1 protein-coding gene is annotated in these 814 nt (G+C 57.5%); it reads right to left on the reverse strand.

All coding sequences use genetic code 11. From position 1 onward, the window contains the following. Nucleotides 1-814 (reverse strand): flagellar motor switch protein FliG (locus tag AC1DU6_RS33555; RefSeq protein WP_477862676.1); only part of this gene is annotated, 814 nt, incomplete at its 5' end.

Genomic DNA, 814 nt, shown 5'->3' on the forward strand with positions numbered 1-814 from the left:
TCAGGTGAATACCGGCTGATCTTCTTGATCGGGATTGAGTTCGATTTCGCCGCGTCCGGCCATATCGAGCGCAAGGTCGGTAATGGCGCGCCGCGCGTCCAGGATCTCGCGCTGATTCGCAGGGATACCGTTTGCCAGTTCGTGATCCACCAGACGACGGGTGCGCGAGGCGAGCGACGACAGAATGAGTTCGCGGAATGTCGTATCCGATCCCTTGAGCGCCATCACCACGCGGTCGGTCGGCACCTGATCGAAGATCAGCATGCGTGCCTTGGCCGTCAGGTTCACGATGTCGTCGAAGGTAAACAGCATGCCCTTCAGAATTTCGGCCGACTTCGGTCGCGATTCGGTGAGGTTCTTCAGCGATTCCTCCATCTGCGTCCGCTCCATCTTGTTGATGATGTCGGCCATGCGCGGATAGGTGTCGGACGCCAGGTTCCGAGCGAAGTTGATCATGAAGTCTTCATGCATCGTTTTCTCGATAATGCCCATGGCATCCTCAACAACAGGCTTGAGGCTGAGCATACGCCGCATCAGGTCGTGCCGGATATCCGGCGGAAGATGACTCATCACGCGGGCCGCACACGCCGGCTTCACCCGCGAGAGAATGAGCGCAGCGGTTTGCGGATGCTCCTTGAGGAGATAGTTGGCGAGCAAGCTTTCCGAGACGAGAGAGATTCGCTCCCAAACTGACTTGGTCTTGTTGCCCAGAACTTCGGAAATGATGTCAGTAATCTGTTCCGGCGGCAGCACGCCGTTCAGCAGCTTCTCCAGCTCACCGACAGTGCCGAAGATATTCGGACCTTCCGAGAAG

The sequence above is a fragment of the Roseateles sp. P5_B10 genome (assembly GCF_056400485.1).